Annotated in this window: 20 protein-coding genes; 8 read left to right on the top strand and 12 right to left on the bottom strand. The window is 69.4% G+C overall.

Annotated elements, in window-relative coordinates:
• Positions 1 to 33 precede the first annotated feature (33 nt).
• The 3 genes from HNR73_RS08080 to HNR73_RS08090 are packed head-to-tail and all read right to left on the bottom strand — an operon-like array spanning position 34 to position 2,614.
• Positions 34 to 858 carry an aldo/keto reductase gene (locus HNR73_RS08080; RefSeq protein WP_239121962.1) on the bottom strand — a complete coding sequence of 275 codons (825 nt, stop codon included), beginning with the start codon at positions 856 to 858 and terminating at the stop codon, positions 34 to 36.
• Positions 859 to 1,533: an MBL fold metallo-hydrolase gene (locus tag HNR73_RS08085; protein ID WP_184786665.1), complete on the bottom strand. Its 675-nt coding sequence runs from the start codon at positions 1,531 to 1,533 to the stop codon at positions 859 to 861.
• 43 nt (positions 1,534 to 1,576) lie between these two features.
• On the bottom strand, positions 1,577 to 2,614 hold the full coding sequence (locus HNR73_RS08090; protein WP_184786666.1) for a S66 family peptidase: 1,038 nt from the start codon (positions 2,612 to 2,614) through the stop codon (positions 1,577 to 1,579).
• Between the two features lie 61 nt (positions 2,615 to 2,675).
• On the opposite strand from HNR73_RS08090, the gene HNR73_RS39585 reads away from it, so the two are divergent.
• The 3 genes from HNR73_RS39585 to HNR73_RS08100 all read left to right on the top strand — a co-directional run bounded on the left by HNR73_RS39585 (position 2,676) and on the right by HNR73_RS08100 (position 4,564).
• Positions 2,676 to 3,428 carry a class I SAM-dependent methyltransferase gene (locus HNR73_RS39585; protein ID WP_239121961.1) on the top strand — a complete coding sequence of 251 codons (753 nt, stop codon included), beginning with the start codon at positions 2,676 to 2,678 and terminating at the stop codon, positions 3,426 to 3,428.
• Between the two features lie 74 nt (positions 3,429 to 3,502).
• Positions 3,503 to 3,739, top strand: coding sequence for a PspC domain-containing protein (locus tag HNR73_RS39590; protein WP_239121973.1), 237 nt, complete (start codon positions 3,503 to 3,505; stop codon positions 3,737 to 3,739).
• Between the two features lie 63 nt (positions 3,740 to 3,802).
• A complete protein-coding gene (locus HNR73_RS08100; RefSeq protein WP_184786668.1) occupies positions 3,803 to 4,564 on the top strand; it encodes a metallophosphoesterase family protein in 762 nt (253 codons plus the stop codon).
• On the opposite strand, the gene HNR73_RS08105 is transcribed toward HNR73_RS08100, so the two are convergent.
• The 3 genes from HNR73_RS08105 to HNR73_RS08115 form a co-directional block, all read right to left on the bottom strand.
• Positions 4,547 to 5,221 (bottom strand): GOLPH3/VPS74 family protein, encoded by a 675-nt coding sequence (locus tag HNR73_RS08105; protein ID WP_184786669.1) that lies wholly within the window; start codon positions 5,219 to 5,221, stop codon positions 4,547 to 4,549. The genes HNR73_RS08100 and HNR73_RS08105 overlap by 18 nt on opposite strands.
• Positions 5,218 to 5,772, bottom strand: coding sequence for a P-loop nucleotide/nucleoside kinase family protein (locus HNR73_RS08110; RefSeq protein ID WP_184786670.1), 555 nt, complete (start codon positions 5,770 to 5,772; stop codon positions 5,218 to 5,220). Before HNR73_RS08110 ends, HNR73_RS08105 begins: the two co-directional genes overlap by 4 nt.
• Positions 5,773 to 5,855: 83 nt before the next feature.
• Positions 5,856 to 6,341, bottom strand: coding sequence for an HIT family protein (locus HNR73_RS08115; RefSeq protein ID WP_184786671.1), 486 nt, complete (start codon positions 6,339 to 6,341; stop codon positions 5,856 to 5,858).
• 83 nt (positions 6,342 to 6,424) lie between these two features.
• Between HNR73_RS08115 and HNR73_RS08120 the strand changes: the two genes are divergently transcribed.
• Positions 6,425 to 7,633, top strand: coding sequence for a low temperature requirement protein A (locus tag HNR73_RS08120; protein WP_184786672.1), 1,209 nt, complete (start codon positions 6,425 to 6,427; stop codon positions 7,631 to 7,633).
• Here the strand turns inward: HNR73_RS08120 and HNR73_RS08125 are convergent.
• Positions 7,541 to 8,107 carry a MarR family winged helix-turn-helix transcriptional regulator gene (locus HNR73_RS08125; RefSeq protein ID WP_184786673.1) on the bottom strand — a complete coding sequence of 189 codons (567 nt, stop codon included), beginning with the start codon at positions 8,105 to 8,107 and terminating at the stop codon, positions 7,541 to 7,543. The two genes, HNR73_RS08120 and HNR73_RS08125, sit on opposite strands and share 93 nt — an antisense overlap.
• A gap of 84 nt (positions 8,108 to 8,191) precedes the next feature.
• On the opposite strand from HNR73_RS08125, the gene HNR73_RS08130 reads away from it, so the two are divergent.
• Positions 8,192 to 8,956 carry a dioxygenase family protein gene (locus HNR73_RS08130; protein ID WP_184786674.1) on the top strand — a complete coding sequence of 255 codons (765 nt, stop codon included), beginning with the start codon at positions 8,192 to 8,194 and terminating at the stop codon, positions 8,954 to 8,956.
• Here HNR73_RS08130 and HNR73_RS08135 read toward each other — a convergent pair.
• From HNR73_RS08135 to yczR, 4 genes are read right to left on the bottom strand one after another with little or no spacing between them, the layout of a single operon-like run.
• Positions 8,889 to 9,320, bottom strand: a complete 432-nt coding sequence (locus HNR73_RS08135) for a DUF5360 family protein (protein WP_184786675.1) — start codon at positions 9,318 to 9,320, stop codon at positions 8,889 to 8,891. The two genes, HNR73_RS08130 and HNR73_RS08135, sit on opposite strands and share 68 nt — an antisense overlap.
• Positions 9,313 to 9,642, bottom strand: coding sequence for a DMT family transporter (locus tag HNR73_RS08140; RefSeq protein WP_184786676.1), 330 nt, complete (start codon positions 9,640 to 9,642; stop codon positions 9,313 to 9,315). Before HNR73_RS08140 ends, HNR73_RS08135 begins: the two co-directional genes overlap by 8 nt.
• Entirely contained in the window at positions 9,642 to 10,181 is a 540-nt protein-coding gene (locus tag HNR73_RS08145; RefSeq protein ID WP_184786677.1) for a TetR/AcrR family transcriptional regulator, read from the bottom strand. Before HNR73_RS08145 ends, HNR73_RS08140 begins: the two co-directional genes overlap by 1 nt.
• 38 nt (positions 10,182 to 10,219) lie before the next feature.
• A complete protein-coding gene (gene yczR, locus HNR73_RS08150; protein WP_184786678.1) occupies positions 10,220 to 11,647 on the bottom strand; it encodes a MocR-like transcription factor YczR in 1,428 nt (475 codons plus the stop codon).
• Between the two features lie 58 nt (positions 11,648 to 11,705).
• On the opposite strand from yczR, the gene yczE reads away from it, so the two are divergent.
• From yczE to HNR73_RS08165, 3 genes are all read left to right on the top strand, one after another.
• Complete coding sequence (gene yczE, locus HNR73_RS08155) at positions 11,706 to 12,374, top strand: membrane protein YczE (RefSeq protein WP_184786679.1); 669 nt, start codon at positions 11,706 to 11,708, stop codon at positions 12,372 to 12,374.
• A gap of 1,100 nt (positions 12,375 to 13,474) precedes the next feature.
• Positions 13,475 to 14,458 (top strand): tyrosine-type recombinase/integrase, encoded by a 984-nt coding sequence (locus HNR73_RS08160; protein WP_184786680.1) that lies wholly within the window; start codon positions 13,475 to 13,477, stop codon positions 14,456 to 14,458.
• Positions 14,459 to 14,468: 10 nt separating this feature from the next.
• Entirely contained in the window at positions 14,469 to 15,833 is a 1,365-nt protein-coding gene (locus HNR73_RS08165) for a serine hydrolase domain-containing protein (RefSeq protein WP_184786681.1), read from the top strand.
• A 59-nt stretch (positions 15,834 to 15,892) separates the two neighbouring features.
• Here the strand turns inward: HNR73_RS08165 and HNR73_RS08170 are convergent, their stop codons facing one another.
• Positions 15,893 to 16,219 (bottom strand): FKBP-type peptidyl-prolyl cis-trans isomerase, encoded by a 327-nt coding sequence (locus tag HNR73_RS08170; protein ID WP_184786682.1) that lies wholly within the window; start codon positions 16,217 to 16,219, stop codon positions 15,893 to 15,895.
• Between the last annotated feature and the right edge of the window lie 6 nt (positions 16,220 to 16,225).

Raw genomic sequence — 16,225 nt, forward strand, 5'->3', positions numbered from 1 at the left:
TCTCGCTGGATGATCGTTGTTGTCAGGATGCCATCATGCGTGGACGTCGGGGTCGGGTCCGTGCCTCAGGTCGGCGTTCAACGCGTCGATGAGGGCCATGTCGTCCTCGGCGAGGGTGAAGTCGAACAGGGCGATGTTCTCGGCCAGCCGCGCCGGGGTGGAGGTCTTGGGGATGATCGCGATGCCCGACTGGACGTGCCAGCGCAGCACGATCTGGGCGATGGAGCGCTCATAGCGCCCGGCGAGTTCGGTCAAGGTCGCGTCATTCATCAGACCACGGGCCTTGTCGAGGGGACTCCACGCCTGGGTGACGATCCCGTTGACGGCGTCGTGGCCGCGCAGCGCGACCTGCGTGAGGTAGGGGTGGAGTTCGATCTGGTTGACCGCCGGGACCGTCCCGGTCTCCTTGGCGAGGCGTTCGAGGTGACCGATCTGGAAGTTCGACACACCGATCGACTTCGCCTGGCCCCGCGCGGCGATCTCCTCCAGTGCCTGCCACGTCTCGACGTAGCGGTCTTTCGACGGGACCGGCCAGTGCACCAGGTACAAGTCGACGTAGTCGAGGCCGAGGCGTTCCAGGGACGCCTCGAAGGCCGCCAGGGTCGCGTCGCGGCCGTGGGCGTCGTTCCAGACCTTGGTGGTGACGAACAGGTCTTCGCGGGCGACGCGCGCGTCTTTGATGCCGCGTCCCACCCCGGCCTCGTTGCCGTAGACCGCGGCGGTGTCGATGAGCCGGTACCCGGCCTCGACGGCCGTGGCCACCAAACGCGCGAGGGAGTCGTCGTCCCCCGCGCGGGAGGTGCCCAGCCCCACCAGGGGCATGAGCCGTCCGTTGTTGAGTGCGACGGTCTCGGTCACTTAGGTTTCCTTCCGGTCGGTGAGCCGGCGGCTCTGCGCGGTGACGAACTCAGGGTCGACGAGGGCGCCGTGGCCGGGAACCACGATGCCCGGCAGGCGCGGGGCGAGCGCATCGAGAGCGCGCGTCCACCCGTCGAGGTCGGCGTCACCGGTTTGCGGTTCGGCGCCTTCTTCGACGATGTCGCCCATGACGGCGACATCGTCGGCGAAGACGACGACGTCGCCGGGGCTGTGGGCGTGCCCGACGTGCCTCAGCAGCACCGAACGTCCCCCCAGGCCGAGACGGACCTCGCCGGTCACGTCACGGCCCGGGGCGTGGAGTTCGATACCGGGCAGTTCTGTTGCCATCACCTCATCGAGGTGCCCGTAGGCGGCCGCGATCTCCGCCAGGGAATGAGCGTCGTGGCCACCGAGGCGTTCGGCGACCGAGGGGTGGGCGTAGAAGTCGGTGACGCCGAGGGCGTCGCGGACGGCGGCGTTACCGAAACAATGATCGAAGTGGGCGTGGGTGTTGACCACCACCACCGGCAAAGCGGTGACCTTCCGGACCCCCGCGGCCAGTTCCCGGCCCTGGCTCGGGCCGGAGAGGGTGTCGACGAGGACCGCCCGCTCGGTTCCGGTGATCAACGTGCAGTTGACATCGAGAACGGGATAGCGCCACACGAATACCCCCACCGCGACCTCCGCAAACCCCACGGCGGGCCCCCTTCGTGTCGTGTCAGTACGTGACGGTGATCGCGCGCGCCGATCCGTCGACGCGCACCCGTCCACCGTAAGGCAGCACGACCTGCGGATCGGTGTGACCGAAGTCGACACCGGTCACCACCAGCATGTCCGGCCGGTAAGGCGCCACCGCACGCAGCACCGCCTCGGCCTGCTCGGACTGGTAGGCGCGCTTGACACCGACATCGTTGGGCGCCTCGAACGACCACGCCTTGGCCCGCGCCAGCAGCAACGCGTCGAAACGGTCGAGGAGACCCCGCTCACCGATGTTGCGCACGCAACGAAACACCACATCCGCCGACGGCAGCTCCTCGGTCGTCTCCAGCAGCAGCACCCCACCATCACCGAAGGCACCGTCGTCGACGCGCCCGGCGGCCAGGAGCATCTCCACGATCTCCAGGCACCCGCCCCACGTGATGCCCTCCACGACCCGCGGCGGCCCATGCCACTCCCACGGCGGCGCGGCCTCACTGTCCGGTTCGAGCGTGAACGTCACCGGATCAGCCCAGTCACGGTTGACGTCGCCATAGGACCCCGACTCGCTCAGCACGTACTCGCCCGGCGCGAACATCGCCGCGCGCAGGCTCGCCTCGGTGACCGGGTGCATGCCCACCGGACGCCCGAACTCCACCATCACCGAACCACCGTGGAAACCCACCACCCCCTGCCGCCACAAGAAGTCCAGCAGGTTGGTGTTGTCGCTGTACCCGAAGAACCGCTTCGGGTTGGCCGCGATCACCGCGGCGTCCAGATACGGAATGACGGTGAGCTGGTCGTCACCGCCGATACTGGCCAGCACACCCTTGATCTCGGGATCGGCGAAGGCGGCGTTGACGTCCCGCGCACGATCGGCCGCCGAAGCCCCCATGACACGCGTGGTGGGATACTCCACCGGTTCGAGACCGAAGGCCCGCAACCGCTCCAGACCCAAATCGAAGGGAAGAGGAAGCACACCCGGCAGCCCAGCGGCCGCCGACAGCACCGCGATCTTGTCGCCCGCCCGCAACGGCGGGGGATAGTGGTGATCAATCATGACGCGACCCTAACCAAACATCGACGCCGCTGTCGCGCCGAAAAGGACCAGGGGACCCCCGATGCTCGACTACGACACCGAAGCAGCCGTCTACGACGCCACCCGCGGCGGCATCGAACGCGCCCGCGCCGCCGCCACCGCCTTCCACACCCTCCTCCCCACCACCGGCACCATCGCCGACCTCGGCGGCGGCACCGGCATCGTCTCGGCCGAACTGGCCACCCCCCACCGCCACGTCTGCGTCGTCGACGCCTCCGCCGGAATGCTCGCCCTGGCCGACCGGCGCCTCCCCGGAAACGCCCTGCGCGCCGACGCCACCGCCCTGCCCTTCGGCGACCGGTCCCTCACCGCGGCCATCTGCTCCTGGCTGCTCCACCTGATCCCCTCCGCACTCGCCGACGCCGTGGCCAGCGAAGCCGCCCGCGTCCTCGCCCCCGGCGGGATCTTCGCCACCACCACCGACAAGAACGCCGGCCACGACGTCGGCAGCGACATCGACGTCATCGTCAACCGCCTCCACGCCACCGTGGCCCTGCCCCCCGACACCGGCGACGACCCCCAGCGCCTCACCGAGGTCCTGGCACCCCTGGGCGTCCACCCCCACGCCACGGCCACCTTCACCGGCACCGGGCAAGGCCGCACCCCCGCCGGGTTCACCGCGCACCTGGAATCGGGCCGCCACTTCCAATGGACACCCGGCCTGACCCAAGACGCCGTCGACGAAGCCGCCACGGCGATGCGCCTGCTGCCCGACCAACACCGCGCCCGCCCCGAACCGGTCTTCACCGTCACCGCCTGGCGCCGCGACCCCTAGGCACCCCGCGTCAGGGAATCCTCAGGGCACCGCCCACCCCCAGGACGACGCCACCGGCCCCCGGCCCGGCCACGATTGACACAGACCGGAAGGGAGCACCACCTGATGAAAACCTCACCCGCCCCACGCAGGGACGCGTCATCGCTGGCGTGTGCGCCGCACTGGCCGAACGCTTCGGGACCACCCCGACCACGATGCGCGTCCTGACCATCGCCTCACTCCTGCTGCCGGGCACCCAGGTCCTGATCTACCTCGCCCTGTGGATCCTCATCCCCAGCGAAGACAAGCAGACCACCACCGTCACCGCCTGATCACCCGTTCGCCCGCAGCGAACCGGCTCGCAGCCCGCCCGCACCCGCGGGCAGGCTGCGAGCATGACCATCGCCGTACTCTCCGACATCCACGGGGTCCTCCCCGCCCTCGACGCCGTCCTCGCCGAACCCGACGTGAAAAACGCCGAACACATCATCATCACCGGCGACGTAGCCGCAGGCCCCCAGCCCACCGCCGTCCTCGACCGCCTCGCCGCACTCGGCGAACGCGTCTCCTACATCCGCGGCAACGCCGACCGCGAACTCGCCGACTGGTACCCCGGCACGACCGCGGTGTTTCCCGACGAGATCGGCCCCTGGGCGGCGGCGCGGCTCACGAGCCAACAGCGGTCCTGGATGCGGTCGTGGCCCACCACCCTCACCCGCCACGTCGACGGGCTGGGGGAGGTGCTGTTCTGCCACGCCACACCCCGCGACGACACCGAGATGCTGCTGGTCGACTCGCGCCCGGCACGCTACATCGAGGTCTTCGCCGACCTGCCCGGCACCGTCACCACCATCGTGTGCGGGCACACCCACATGCCGTTCACGCGTCTGGCCGCCAACCGCACCGTGGTCAACCCCGGCTCGGTCGGCATGCCCTACGGCCCGCCCGGCGCCTACTGGGCCCTCCTCGGGCCCGGGGTGACGCTACGGCGCACACCCCTCGACGCCGACGCGGTGTGCGCCGAGGTGATCGCCGGATCGGGTTACGCGGGCGTCGAGGACTGGACGGGGGAGTACCTCCGCGGCCGCTACAGCGACGTCGACGCCCTGGAGGTGTTCGCGCCCGCCGACGGGCGCGGCTCAGCCCCCGCCGCTTGATGCCGCCGCGACCGTGCTGGCCGTCACGGCCGCCATGATCGCCGCGGTCACCGCCGCCTGGGTCGCCTCGATGGCCTTACGGGTGGCCTCATTGGCCCACCCGTTCTCCGCCACCGTCTTGATCGCGCGTTTGGCGTCCCCACCCGACAGGCCCGGCAGTGCCGCCTTGTGCAGCGACGTCGCCCGCACCAGCCCCGCCAGCGCGGCCGTCCGCGCGTCGGGCGCGACACCGTTGCCCACCGCGCGCGACAGACGCTCACGGGCCTCGTTCTCAGCGGTCATGCTCACCGCCGGGTAGTAGCGGTAGGGGATGACACCGAGGAACTTGTGCTTCTCCTCGCGCAGGATCGCCGCGTCGAGAAGCCTCTGGCGGACCTTCGCCGCCAAACCCTTCGACAGCTTCGTCACCCAGGCCTGGGCGTTGCGCGGCTTGTCGGCGGCGATCAGCGCCAGCGCCTCGTCGGCGAACTCCTCGCCGATCGGCGCGGCATCGACCACCACGATCTTCTTACCGTCGACGTCGATGCGCTCGGCGTGCGCCAACTCCAGCAGCAGCGCCCCGGCCAGCCCCAGATCCAGACCGGTGGCCCGGTTGTTGCCCTTCTCATCGTCGTAGGCGATCAGCATCAGCTCATCGGCCAGTCGCAGCGTCGTCATGCGCTCAACGGTACGACACCCGTCGTCGTGAACGAGACCACGTCGTCATAGGCCGGGACATACCCCTCAGTGGTATCGACCCGCAAGGTCGGCACATCCAGATCCAACGGCTCCCACACACCCCAGTCCAAAGCCCCCGCCGCGACCCGCTCGGCATCGAAATGACACCGATGACGCTCCACAGACCCCGCCCGGGCCACATACCGCTCCAGACACAACGCGCGCGGAGCACGGCAATCGACCACGACCGCCTCGGCCAACGCCAGCAACCCCACCAGATCCGCCTCGGCCAGACCACGATGAAAAGCCGACTCCATCACCACCGAAACACCCCGCCCCAACAGTTCGGCACCCATCGCGTACAACGCCCGAACCGCCGCCGCCCCCGCCCGGCGACTCTCATCGAGAGTGGACACACCCCACCCCTCGGCGATCGCCTCCTTCAACGCGTCCTTGGCCAGCAGCACAAAACCCAGATCATCGGCCAGACGCGCCGCCAACGTCGACTTACCCGCCGCCGGGGGACCGGTGACCACCACAAGAATCGGCATCCGGCCACCATAATCGAGGCCGCGCCTCAACGAGATCACCCGCCCGAAAGCCGCCGCCTACCTCGCCGGACCACCCGACACCATCACCGTCGCACTACCGGAACACTGGCCCCACCGGCGGCCAGCAACCACCTGATCCGCGCCCTCATCTTGTGCGCCAACGCCGCCAACGCCGCCTCATCGACCACGACCGGCTCCTCAGGCCCATCCCCGGTACCCGGCTTGACATGCCAATGCACATGCCCCGACGCACCCGTCACCGACACCCGCAACCCATCGGCCTCGACATACTCGCCCAACGCCCGCCCCGCCGCGTACAACACCCGCTGCAACGACGCGAACTCCTCCATCGAGAAATCACCCACCACATGCTCCCGATGCGCCACCGGCGCCACCAGCACATGCCCCTCACACCACGGAAAACGATTCAAGAACACGATCGTGGCCGCATCCCGATAGGCCACATGGTGGGCGAAGTCCGGATTCCCGGCCACCAACTCGCACACGAAACACGCACCGGCCACACCCGCGGCGGCCGACACCTCATCCCAACCAGTCACGGCACTCATCGCGCCAATTCAATCGCACCGGCGCCCATACGCCTATCCTGACCATGCTCCGACACCCAACCGTGACCCACAAAGGACGCCCGATGCCCGCCCACGCCCGACCCGGCCGCCCCTGGATCACCACCATGACCCGCCGCGACCCCGGCGAAGGCCACCGACCCGCCACCAGCCTCGAACTCCTCTTCGACCTCACCTTCGTCGTCGCCGTCGCCCAAGCCGCCAAAAACCTCGAACACGCCATCACCGAAGACCACACACCCACCGGCACCGTCGCCTACCTCATGACCTTCGCCGCCATCTGGTGGGCCTGGATGCTCTTCACCTGGTTCGCGAACTTCTTCGACACCGACGACGTCCCCTACCGCCTGCTCACCATCGTCCAAATCGCCGGATCCCTCGGCCTCGCCGCAGGCATCCCCGCCATGGCCAACCTCGACTTCCGCGTCGCCGTCATCTCCTACGTCGTCATGCGCACCGCCTACATCGCCCAATGGATCCGCGCCCGACGCCACACCACCGACCCCCTCCGCACCGTCGCCACCCGCACGATCATCCTCAACGGCATATGCCAACTCGGCTGGATCGCCTTCCTCGCCGTCCCCAAGGCATGGATCATCCCCGCCTGGATCATCTGGTTCGCCTTCGACATCGCCACACCCGCACTCGCCGGGTGGGACGCGCGCACCGGCGGCCACACCGGCCACCTCGTCGAACGCTACGGCCTGTTCACCATCATCGTTCTCGGCGAGACGATCACCGCCGCGACCATGGCCATCACCGCCGGCCTTGACAAAGGCGGCCACCTCATCGAACTCCTCGTCCTGGCCGGCGGCGGCCTGGTCACCTGTTTCGCGATCTGGTGGCTCTACTTCGACTACCAGACCAACACCGCACCGGCCGGGAAACGCTGGCAGCAGTACCTGTGGGGCTACGGGCACCTCCTCGTCTTCGCCGCGGTCGCCGCCGTCGGCGCCGGCCTCGCCCTGGCCGCCGAGCACATCGCCGAAGCCGGCCACCACACCCGGCCCTCCGCCTGGATCCTCGGCGGCGCCATCACCGTCCCCGCCGCGGTCTTCCTGGGCATGTCGGCCCTGTTCGACTCCATCGCCGAAGCCAACTGCGACTGGGTCCGCGTCCGCCTCCTGGCCGCCGGAGCCCTCGCCGTCCTGGCCGCCACCGCACTGGCACCCACCGCGGGACTACCCCTCACCGCCGTGGCCACCGGCGCGATCCTGGCCGTCCTGGTCGCCATCGAGGTCACCGGAGCCCACCGCCGCACCCGCACGGCCTGACCACCGCGCCGCCGGCGACCCCGCCTCGGGATCCAGCCGCCCCAGCACCGCCCGAAACGCCGACCGCAGCTCCTCGGCCTGCCCCTCACCCAAAGGATCGAACAACAAGCGCCGCACCGTCTCCACATGCCCCGGAGCGGCCGCCACCACCACCGCCAGCCCCTCGGCGGTCAACCGCGCCACCGTCGTACGACGGTCACCGGCCAGCCGCTCACGCGCCACCCACCCCGACTCCTCCAGCCGTGCCACCGCGTGCGACAACCGCGACGCCGAACCCCGCACCGTCCCCGCCAGCTCCGTCATCGTCAACTCACGCCCCGGCGCCTCCGACAACGCCGACAAGATCATGTAATAGGCGTGGGGGAGACCCGCGTCCCGCTGCAACTGCCGGTCGAGCGCCTCGAACAGCAAACGCGAGCTCCACAGGTAAGCCCGCCACAACTCCTGCTCGTCCTCATCCAGCCATCGCGTCATCCCGCCACCCTAACCCAAAACTTGAACTCTCAACCAACCCGCGTTAGGCTCACACTTGAACCCTCAACCAAACCGGAGCACCCCATGACCCGCACACCCACCCTCTACCTCAGCCACGGCGCCCCACCCCTCGCCGACGACCCCCTCTGGACCCGCCAACTCGCCGACTGGTCCACCGACCTCCCCACCCCCGAAGCCATCCTCATCGTCTCCGCCCACTGGGAAGCCCAACCCCTCACCATCGGCGCCACCCGCACCATCCCCCTCGTCTACGACTTCTGGGGCTTCCCACAGCACTACTACGACGTCACCTACCCCGCCCCCGGCGCACCCCGACTCGCCGCCGACATCCGCAAACTCCTCGGCGGCAAAGCCCACGACGACCCCGAACGCGGCCTCGACCACGGCGCCTACGTCCCCCTCGTCGAGATGTACCCCGACGCCGACATCCCCACCCTGCAGATCTCCATGCCCACCCTCGACCCCCGCGAACTCTACGAACTCGGCCGCGCCCTGGCACCCCTGCGCGACCAAGGCGTCCTCATCATCGGCAGCGGCTTCACCACCCACAACCTCCGCGAAATGGACCCCGCCGCCGCCGGCGACGCACCCGCCTGGTCGAAAGAATTCGACGAGTGGACCAACCACGCCGTCACCACCCGCGACATCGACGCCCTCATCGACTTCCAGCACAAGGCACCCGCCGCCCGCATCGCCCACCCCCGCACCGAGCACTACGCACCCCTCTTCGTCGCGCTCGGCGCCAGCGAGGACAAACCCCTCAGCCAGAAGGCCGTCGTGGACGGATACTGGTACGGGCTGGCGAAACGCTCCTTCCAGTTCGACTAGACCGCCACAGGACCACCAGCGCCACCACCGGGAACACCGCCAGCCACAGGTTCGGCAACCACCACCCCAGGGCGTACTCACCGCGCAGAACCCAGAAGTTCAGCGCGGTCAGACCCGCCGCGTGCGTCAAGGCCAGCGACACCGGCATCAGCCAACGCCCCACATCGCTTCCCCGCCGCAGCAACCACAACCCCGCCAAGCCCGTCACACTCACCATCACGTCGAGCCCGAGAAACGACCAGTTCCAGTCGACGAGCACCTCGGCCGGATAAGGCGCGATCAACCGCGTCGCCGTCGCCACCCAATACGCCAGCAGACCGAGATCGGTCACCAGCATGCACCGCTTCACCCAGCGCTCAGCCATGCGACGTCGCCCCCGACGACACCAGCACCACCACACCCGCCACGATCAGCGCCATCCCGCCCACCGCGACGGCGTTGAGCCGCTCACCGAACAACCACACCGCCGCCAGCGACACCCCGGCCGTCCCCACACCCGACCAGATCGCATACGCCACCCCCACGTTCAGCGACCGCAACGCCAGCGCCATCACACTGAACGACACGACGTACCCCACGACCACGACCGCGACCAGCCAGCCCTTCCCACCACCGGCCATCCCACGCAACGACAGCGTGGCCACCACCTCGGTCACCACCGCGACTCCCAGCAGACCCCACGCCATCACTCGCCCCCTTCGGTCATCGACAGCAGCAACGACCGCACCCGCTCATGCAGACCGGCCGCCGGGGGAGCCAGGCCCACCAGCCGCGCCAGCCACCACCCGTCGACGGCCAGCCGCACGGCCGTGGCCACCACCGGATCGATGCCGTCGTCGGCCAGCCTCGCCTGCCACCGTTCGTAGGCCGCGCGCAGCGGGACCAACGCCTCAGGGTCGACCAGCGCCCCGGCGAACAACGCCGCCGTCACCGCGTCGGCCTCGGCGCCCGCACGGGAAGCACCGGGGGAGATCGTGGCCTCCAGATAGGCGCGGGTCGCCGCACCGGGGGAGTCGCCCGCCACACGCAGGGCCGCGTCGAACTGCCCGACGAAACGCTCCACCATCCCCGCCACCAGCGCCTGCTTGCCGGGGAAGTGGTAGAGGAGCCCGCCTTTCGACACCCCGGCGGCGGCCGCGACCGCGTCGAGGGTCAGGGCCTGCGCCCCACCGGTCAACATCACTTGTGTCGCGGCGTCCAGAAGCCGCGTTCGAGTATCGGACATACGCAGCACTATACCGTCTGGACGGTACAGTGCCTAGCTCAGGCGATCCAATGCCCCCGCCCCACCACCGACGCCACCCCACCATCGGCCAGCACACCCGCCATACGCTGCACCGCCTCCCGCAACACCCCCGGCGACAACGTGTACGGAATCCGCAGACGCCGCTCGAACACCCCCGGATCCACCCCGAAGAAACCACCACCCTCGATCCGCACCCCACGCCCCAGCGCACCATCGGCCACCACCGACGCCACCGGCTCACCCAAATCCACCCACAACGACAACCCACCCGCAGGCACTCGCCACGACCACCCCGGCAGATGCTCGACGAGGGCCTCGGTCAACGCCGCCCGCCCTTCCCGAAAACCCGCGAGACGCTCCCGCAGCAGCCCTTCGCCACGCTCCAGCAACACCAGCGCCAGCAACTGATCAAGCACCGAACCGCCCATGTCCACGGCCACCCGCTGCGCCGCCAGCTCCGAGACCAGCCGCGCCGAAGCCCGCACCCACCCGATCCGCAACCCGCCCCAGTGCGTCTTGCTCATCGACCCGACCGTCACCACCTTCGCGCCACCCGCCAGCGAGGCCGTCGGCGCCGGGGCCTCCACGTCGAGCGCCAGCTCCGCCATCGCCTCATCGATCACCAGCCACGTCCCGGCACCCGCCGCGGCCCGCAACACCCGAAGGCGCTCCTCGGTGGGCATGAGGCGGCCGGTCGGGTTCTGGAAGTCCGGGATCAGGTACGCCAGCCTCGGCACGACCTGCCGCAAGGTCGACTCCACGATCTCCACGTCCCATCCGGCGTCGGTCACCGGAACCGGCACCGGCCGCAACCGCGCCCGCCGCATCGCCTCCAGCGCGTTGGGGTAGGTCGGGTTCTCCACCAGCACCCGGTCACCGGGACCGCAGAGCAGACCCAGCACCAGCGACAGTCCGTGCTGCGCCCCGGAGGTCACCAGCACCTGCTCCGGTGTCGTCGCCAATCCGCGCCGGGTGAAGCGTTCGGCCACCGCCGCCCGCAGCTCCGGCAGCCCGAAAGGGTGATAGCCCGCCGACCGCGCCCGCTCGGCCAGACGCGGACCGACCTCGGCGAGGGCCTCGGCCAGCAGCGGTTCCGGCAGGCCGGGCGCGGCCCGCGCCAAGTCGATCGCCACCTCGTCGGGCCCCAACAGCCGCCGCGCCACCCGCGCCGAACGGCCCTCCGGCAACGCCGTCCACGTCCCCGCGCCCCGGCGGCTCCGCGCGAAACCATTGGCCCGCAACAGGTCGTACACCGCCGTCACCGTCGTGCGGCTCGTTCCCAGCGCCGCCGCCAGTTCCCGCTCGGCGGGCAGGCGTACGTGCAGCCCGATGCGCCCGTCGAGCACCAGCCCGCCAATCGCCTCGGCCCAGTGCCGGTAGACCGGACCGGGCCCCGCCGGTGACGGCAGCATCCCCGCCAGACGTCGCGCTCCCACACCGGCCATGCCACTCTCCTCGAATTGGCCCAGCATCCCAGGCCAATCACGCTACAGACTCGGTCCAATGGCCACCCCGCTCACCTACGTTCCCCTCCACCAACAGCCGGCCAGGCGCCTCACCCAGCTCTTCGCGGGCCTGGCCCTCTACGGCATCAGCACCGCCGCGACCATCCGCGCCGCCCTGGGCCTCAACCCGTGGACGGTGCTCAACGAAGGCGTCGAGAGGCACGTTCCGCTCAGTTTCGGGACCGTCAGCGCCCTCGTCGGCGTGCTCGTTCTCCTACTGTGGATCCCGCTCCGGCAACGACCCCGGATCGGGACCGTGGCCAACATCGCCGTCCTGGCCGTCGCCTTCGACCTCGGACTCGCCGTCATCCCCGTGAGGGAGGACCTGTACGTACGGGCCGCGCTCCTGGTCGGCGGGATCGTCCTGAACGGACTGTCGATCGCCGTCTACGTCGGAGCCCGGCTCGGGCCGGGGCCGAGGGACGGGCTGATGACCGGCACGGCCGCCGCCACGGGACGTTCCATCCGGCTCACCCGAACGCTCATCGAGCTGAGCGTCCTGGTGGTCGGCTGGCTCCTCGGCGGGACGGTCGGTGTGGGGACGGTGCTCTACGCCCTGGCGATCGGGCCGATCACGCAGTACTTCATGCCGCGGTTCACATACCGGCCGCGTGGGGGAGAGGCGGTGGCGACGGGGGGACGGAAGGCGTCGCGGGGTGCATCTTGAACGAGTCAAGATCAAGAGGGGTCAAGGAGACGGCGCCGGAGAGGACACATCGGCCGTGCGTTCTGGAGCGCCGGCACCGGAGAACCTCTGGGCGGATCGGCCCGGCACGGGCGGGGTTTCCGGCCTTGGCGGCCAATCGCGCCACGAACGCGCACCCGTCCACCGTTCGGTGCCAACAAGAAGGGCCTGTACGGCCCTGAGCGGTCAAGAGGCGCGTGGGAGCTTGGTAGTGCGGGGAGGGCCCGCAACTTTACATATTGACATAATGGTGATTATCAAACGTAAATCGAGGAGGGCCGAGAGGGGTCACCGGCGTGCGCGTGATGCCCCATGAGGGTTCCGGTGAACTCCGTGCGTTCCACGACGGACAGAGTACGTGCGGGCCCGGCCGTCGAGACGCAGCCGCGCCGAAGGCTCGACGACAGCCGTGGTGGCCAAGCGGATCTCACGATGGACCCCAGACGGGTCCGCCGCGCGTTATCGCGAGCCGGTGCGGCCTGGACGTGACGCTGACTCGGATTTCGCGGCTCCGCTTTGATCGCCGTGGCGATGCCCGAATCGCACTCCCCGACCCTCAGAGCGCCCGAGAACCCTGCGGACCGTGCTGATCCCCCTAGGGACGGTTCACTCGCGGCCCTCACTGGACCTCTCATGAAGGCCGCTCCGGCCAAGGAGTCGAAACGGACACTCGACCCGAAAATTGCCGCAATTTCCACATAACTACCCTTATGTGGAAATTACGATGTTGACCTAGGGGAGAGGGGGAGAGGTGAGTTTCGCTCGCCGACGGGACTTCCCCACCGACCGCGGTCCCCGGCCGCGCCTCCACCTCGCGCCACGTCGTTAGGGTGGCTGCTCTACGCACTAGCGGTGCAACGACCCGCCCCGTCGAACGGAACGCGCCCTCGACCGATCCCCCGCGACCGGCCGGCCGCACAGAGACCCCTCGCAAGATCCATTACTCCCCCGCTCCCCCGCCTCCGAACCCCACCCCGCCATCCGGAATGTCACACCCCTGCACCATTCTTACCTCGTCGTTCCGTTGCCAACCCGTTGTCGCCGTGTCGTCAGCCCCGTCACCATCTCCCGTGGAGGGACGCATGCTTTTCGAGTCGGCGGTGGAGGCCTTCTTCATTTCGCGGGCTCCGCGTAAGGACTCCCCCCACACCGTCGCGGCCTACCGGCGCGACCTCACCGCGATCGCACGGATCGTGACCGAGCAGCAGAAGACCACCACTCCCCTCCCCTGCTCCCTGTTCACTCCCCGGGTCCTGCGGCTGGCCTTCGCCGACTACGCCTCCACCCGCGCGAAGTCGTCGATCGCGCGGGCCTGGTCGACGTGGAACACCTTCTTCGCCTTCTGCGTCGGCGACGGGATCCTCGACGGCAACCCGATGTCGGGAGTCGCCCGGCCCAAACTCCCCGACCGCTCCCCCAAGCCCCTGCGCGGCGAGGACGCCGCCGAGCGCCTCCTGTCGGCGATCGCCGCCGGCGCCCGCAAGGCCCGCAATCCCTGGCTGGAACGCGACCTCGCGGTCGTGGCGACGCTTCTCCTCACCGGCCTGCGCACGGCGGAGCTGCTGGGCCTGTCGGTCGGGAACCTGGCCGGCGCCGAAGGCGAGCAGCGTTTGGTGGTCCGTGGTGGCAAGGGTGATGCCGATCGGGTCGTTCCGGTCGATGTGCCGTTGGAGCGTTTGCTGGCGGAGTACTTGTCGACGCGGGCGGCGCGGTTGCCGGGTGAGCGTTCGCCGCTTCCGCCGCGGTCGCCGTTGTGGGTGGATCATCGTGGTGAGGCGTTGACGCGGAATCAGTTGCAGTATCTGGTGAAGCAGTCGTATCGCTCGGCGGGGATCGATGACCGGGTGGAGCGTGGGGCTTTGGTGCACGCGTTGCGGCATACGTTCGCGACGAAGCTGGGTCAGTCGGGGGCTTCGGCGACCGAGATCATGGAGTTGCTGGGGCATCGGTCTTTGGCGGCGTCGCAGGGGTACATCAAGGCGACGGCGCGGGAGTTGCGGGAGGCGGCGCGGGCGAACCCGACCTACGGTTTCGTGGGCCGGTTGACCGGTGGTGATCGCGGGTAGGGTGTCCGGCATGTCTTCTCAGGGTGTGCTGGACGGTACGGCGCGGCGGTTCGAGCGGGTCGTGGCCGAGGCTCAGTCGGTGGGGCGGATGCCTTCGCTGGTGGCGGGTGTTTCGCGTGGTGGTGGGCTGGCGTGGTCGGGGGCGCGGGGGCGTGTCGAGGGTGTGGTTCCCGATGTGGGGACGCAGTACCGGATCGGGTCGTTGACGAAGACGATGGTGGCGGTGCTGGTGATGCGGCTTCGCGACGAGGGGCTGGTGGATCTGTCCGATTCGCTGGACAAGCATGTGCCGGGGTCGGCGGTCGGCGACCGGACGGTCGGTCAGTTGCTGGCGCACACCGGCGGTGTCGTTGCGGAGTTGCCGGGATCTTGGTGGGAGCGGGTGCCGGGCGTGGATCGCGAGGAGATGCACGAGCGCTTGTCGGCTGATCCGGTGGTGTCGCGTGCCGGTGGGGGTTTCCATTACTCGAACCCGGGTTACGCGTTGCTGGGCGAGCTGGTGGAGCGGGTGCGGGGTGCGGGGTGGTGGGAGGTTCTGGGGGCGGAGTTGCTGGGGCCGCTGGGGATGTCGCGGACGGTGTTGGAGCCGTCGGGGGCGTTCGCGAGGGGGTTCGCGGTGCATCCGTGGGCGGATGTGGTGCTGACCGAGGCGGTGCAGGATCTGGGTGCGATGGGTCCGGCGGGTCAGTTGTGGTCGACGGTGGCGGATTTGTCGCGGTGGGCGGTGTTCTTGTCGGGTGATACCGGTGGGGTGTTGTCGGGTGACACGCTGGCGGAGATGTGTGAGCCGGTGGGTGTGTCTGATGGGGACGCGTGGACGGGTGGGTATGGGCTGGGTGTGCAGTTGTGGCGTTCTGGGGGGCGTCGGCTGGTGGGGCATGGGGGTTCGGTGCCGGGGTATTTGGCGGGGATCGTGGTGGATCGGGAGTGGTCGTCGGGTGCGGTGGCGTTGATGAACTGCACGTCGTCGGAGAAGTCGGGGGTGGCGGCGTCGTTGTTGTCGGCGTTGGGTGAGTTGGAGCCGCCGATGCCTGGTGAGTGGTCGCCGGAGGTGGGTGTGGATCCGGGGTTGCTGGAGGTGGTGGGGCCTTGGTATTGGGGTGCGGCGCCGTCGGGGGTGCGGTTGTTGCGGGAGGGGTGGCTGGAGTTGTTCTCGTTGGGGCGGTCTGGTGGGCGTGGGGCGCGGTTCCGGCCGAACGGGGATGGGACGTGGACGGGTCTTGACGGGTATTACACCGGTGAGGTTTTGCGGGTGGTGCGTGATGGGGTGGGTGTGGTGAGTCATTTGGATGTGGGGACGTTCGTGTACACGCGGGAGCCGTATGGTCCGGCGGGTGTGGTGCCGGGTGGGGTGGATTCGGCGGGGTGGGTTTAGGCGGATAGGGCGAAGGGCCCGGCGGACACACCCCGCCGGGCCCTTTTTGGTGTGCGTTGTTACTTGATGGCGACGAGTTCGACGTCGAAGACGAGGGTGGAGCTGGGCGGGATGGCGCCGGGGAAGCCCTGGTCGCCGTAGCCGAGTTCGGGTGGGATGACGAGGGTGCGTTTGCCGCCGGGGCGCATGCCGAGCAGGCCTTGGTCCCAGCCTTGGATGACCTGGCCGGCGCCGAGGGTGAAGGTGATGGGTGCGGCTCCGGCGGAGCTGTCGAACTGGGTGCCGTCGGTGTGGAGGGTGCCGGTGTAGTGGACGGCGACGGTGTCTCCGGCTTTGGCTTCGGGGCCGTCGGTGGGTACGTGGTGGTCGGTGATCTCTAGTGCCATGTGGTT

Origin of the sequence: Phytomonospora endophytica, assembly GCF_014202425.1 — a bacterium.
Taxonomy (GTDB): domain Bacteria; phylum Actinomycetota; class Actinomycetes; order Mycobacteriales; family Micromonosporaceae; genus Phytomonospora; species Phytomonospora endophytica.